The following is a 2,495-nucleotide window of genomic DNA, read 5'->3' on the forward strand; positions in this document are numbered from 1 at the left end:
CCCGGATGTCGATCCCGCCCGCCCCGCACAGCCGCCCCGCCGTGTCGCGGGTGGCCAGGTAGATCGTGAAGTCGTACCGGTCGCCCGGACCGACCCGCTGCAACCGCAGCTTGCCGCCGTCGACCCAGCTGCCCGGGCCGGCCAGTGCCCGCTGCACCGCCTCGCCGAAGGCGGGGACCTCCTCGCCGGAGCCGTTCTCCACCGCGACCCGGTAGCGGCGCAGCGTCCCCGAGCGGCCGAGCACACCGCCGGTCCGCTCGTCGTACGCGAAGGTGCCCCGGCCCTTCGCCGGCCCCGGGCCGGACAGCGTCAGCACCGGCGCGGCCGGCGAGCTGGGCGTCACCGGAGGCGGCGGCGGAACGCTCGGCGTGGACGGCGCCTGCGTGGGGGCCGGGGGCTGGGCGACGAACCCGTCGGTGATCCGGGTCCCCGCGCCCGCCGACGGCAGTTGCACCGCAACGCCGACACCGACCGCGGCGGCGGCGACGAAGGCGCAGACCACGAGCGCGGTGCGCCAGTGACGGAACGAGGAACGGGAGCGGGCGGCACGAGGACGGCGGGAGCTGGGCATCCGGCTCAGCCTGCCATGTCACGCTCCGTTCCGCTCTCCCCCGTTCCGGCCACCAGCGCTGTGGCCTGCGCATTCTCCCGTTCCGGCCGCCCGGCGCCCGGCGCGTCGCCCGACGACACGCCCGCGCCCGCCGCCTGCTCCGGCTCCGCCTCGGCGAGCAGCCCCAGCACCGCCCGCGCCACGGTCCGGGGCACCTCCAGCTGGGCCACGTGCCCGACGCCGTCGAGCATCAGCAGCCGGCTGTCCGGGATGACCCGGGCCGCCTGCGGCGCCACCCGCACGTCGACCAGCCGGTCCTGCCGCCCGCCCACCACGAGCGTGGGCGCGCGTACCGCAGCCGCCTGCCGCCAGAGCGCGCCCTCCCCCGGCAGGTACGAACGCAGGAAGCTGCCGACCAGTCCCCGGAACGTCCGCACGTACGCGGCGGCGTAGTGGGCCGCCTCGTACCGGACCCGGATCTCGTCGATCGCCTCCTGCCGGCGCTGCTCACTGATCCGGGTCAGATCCGCCACGCACGCCTCCATCACCTGCTGCGCGGTCACCTCCGGACTGAACTGGGCCAGCCGCCAGGCGGCCAGCCGTTCGCCCCGGGGGATCGCCAGCAGCGGCAGCATCCGCCCCTGCAACGAGCGCCGGAAGTCCAGGAACGGCAGGGCGGGCGAGACCAGGGTGAGCGTGCGGACCAGATCGGGGCGCAGCGCCGCCACCCGGACCGAGATCGCACCGCCGAGCGAGTTGCCGAACAGGTGCACCGGCCCCCGGTCGCTGTGCTCGATCCAGCGGATCACGCGCTCCGCGAAGGCCGGGATGGTGTAGCGCGGCCCCGGCTCGCTGCGCCCGAACCCGGGCAGGTCGATCGCCTGGCCGTCGAGCCGGTCGGCGAGCAGGCCGGCCAGGTCGGTCCAGTTCTGCGCCGATCCGCCGAGGCCGTGCACGTACAGCGCGGGCTCCGCGCCGGGACCGGTGGCCGGTGTGTCGCGGACGTGCACGAGCGTGCCGTCGAGGCGTACGTGCCGGCCCGGCCAGGGCGGCGGGACGTGGTGTGCGGGAAGGCTGTGCTCCGGCCAGAGTGCGGCACGTTTCATGTTTCCAGTCTCCCCCGCACGGGACGCACCGCACACCGGCTCAGGAGAGCAGCGCCTCCAGCCGCCGGTTCACCGCCGCGAGCGTGGCCCGCACGACCGCCTGCCGGGGATCCCCGGCCACCAGTGCCGAACCGGCCAGCTGCTCCACCCAGCCGTCGCAGACCAGCAGCACCACCACCGTCGCGACCTCGCAGTTGCCGAACGGCACCACCGCGGCGTGCTCCACGAAGCACCGGCCCCGCTCACCGGCCGGGACGACCCGGCCGAGCAGTTCGTCCACCGCGGCGGCCGCGGCCACCGCGCAGAGCCGCAGCACGTACCCGTCGACAGCCGGGCCGGTCGCGTGCCCCTCGGCCGTCCGGTCGCCCGCGACCAGGCGGACCTCGGTGGTGGCGTCCAGGCCGAACGTGCTCACCAGGACGTGCTCGATCACCACCCGGGGCCCCGGCACGCCGCCGGTGTCCAGCGGTCGCGACGGCGCGGTCTCCGTCGTGGTCATCTGCCCACCGGAGTACGACGTACCGAGCGTGACCGGGCTGCCGGTGGACATGCCGGTCGGCGCGGCGGCCAGCGACGTCTCGTCCACCGCGGCCCGGCCCCGGTGGGTGGCCTGCCGGCGGCGGCGCGGCGGCTCGTCGCCGTCGCCGGGCGCCTCGGCCGGGCGCGTGGCGCGGTCGGCGCCGAACCTTGCGTCGCCGGAACGGTTGGCGGCCGGCCGTGCCACGGCGGTACGCGCCGGCGTCTCCTCGCCGGCCGCCTCGTCACCGGTACGGGCCTCGCCCGGCTCGGGCTGTCCGGCGGCACCGGTCTCGCCCGTGCGGGCCGGGCCCGGCGCCGGC

2 protein-coding genes and 1 pseudogene are annotated in these 2,495 nt (G+C 76.9%); all 3 read right to left on the reverse strand.

The genetic code is table 11. The features are described from left to right. A partial coding sequence (locus tag EAD96_RS00410; protein WP_121682873.1) for a DUF3152 domain-containing protein occupies positions 1-571 on the reverse strand: 571 nt, incomplete at its 3' end. Between the two features lie 5 nt (positions 572-576). Next, the gene (locus EAD96_RS00415; RefSeq protein WP_120573040.1) at positions 577-1,656 is read right to left on the reverse strand and encodes an alpha/beta fold hydrolase; all 1,080 of its coding nucleotides are present in this window, start codon (positions 1,654-1,656) and stop codon (positions 577-579) included. A gap of 40 nt (positions 1,657-1,696) precedes the next feature. Continuing rightward, positions 1,697-2,495, reverse strand: a pseudogene (locus EAD96_RS00420) (hypothetical protein); the annotation flags it as partial.

Source organism: Micromonospora sp. BL1 (assembly GCF_003667485.1).
In the GTDB taxonomy this organism is placed as follows: Bacteria; Actinomycetota; Actinomycetes; order Mycobacteriales; family Micromonosporaceae; genus Micromonospora; species Micromonospora tulbaghiae.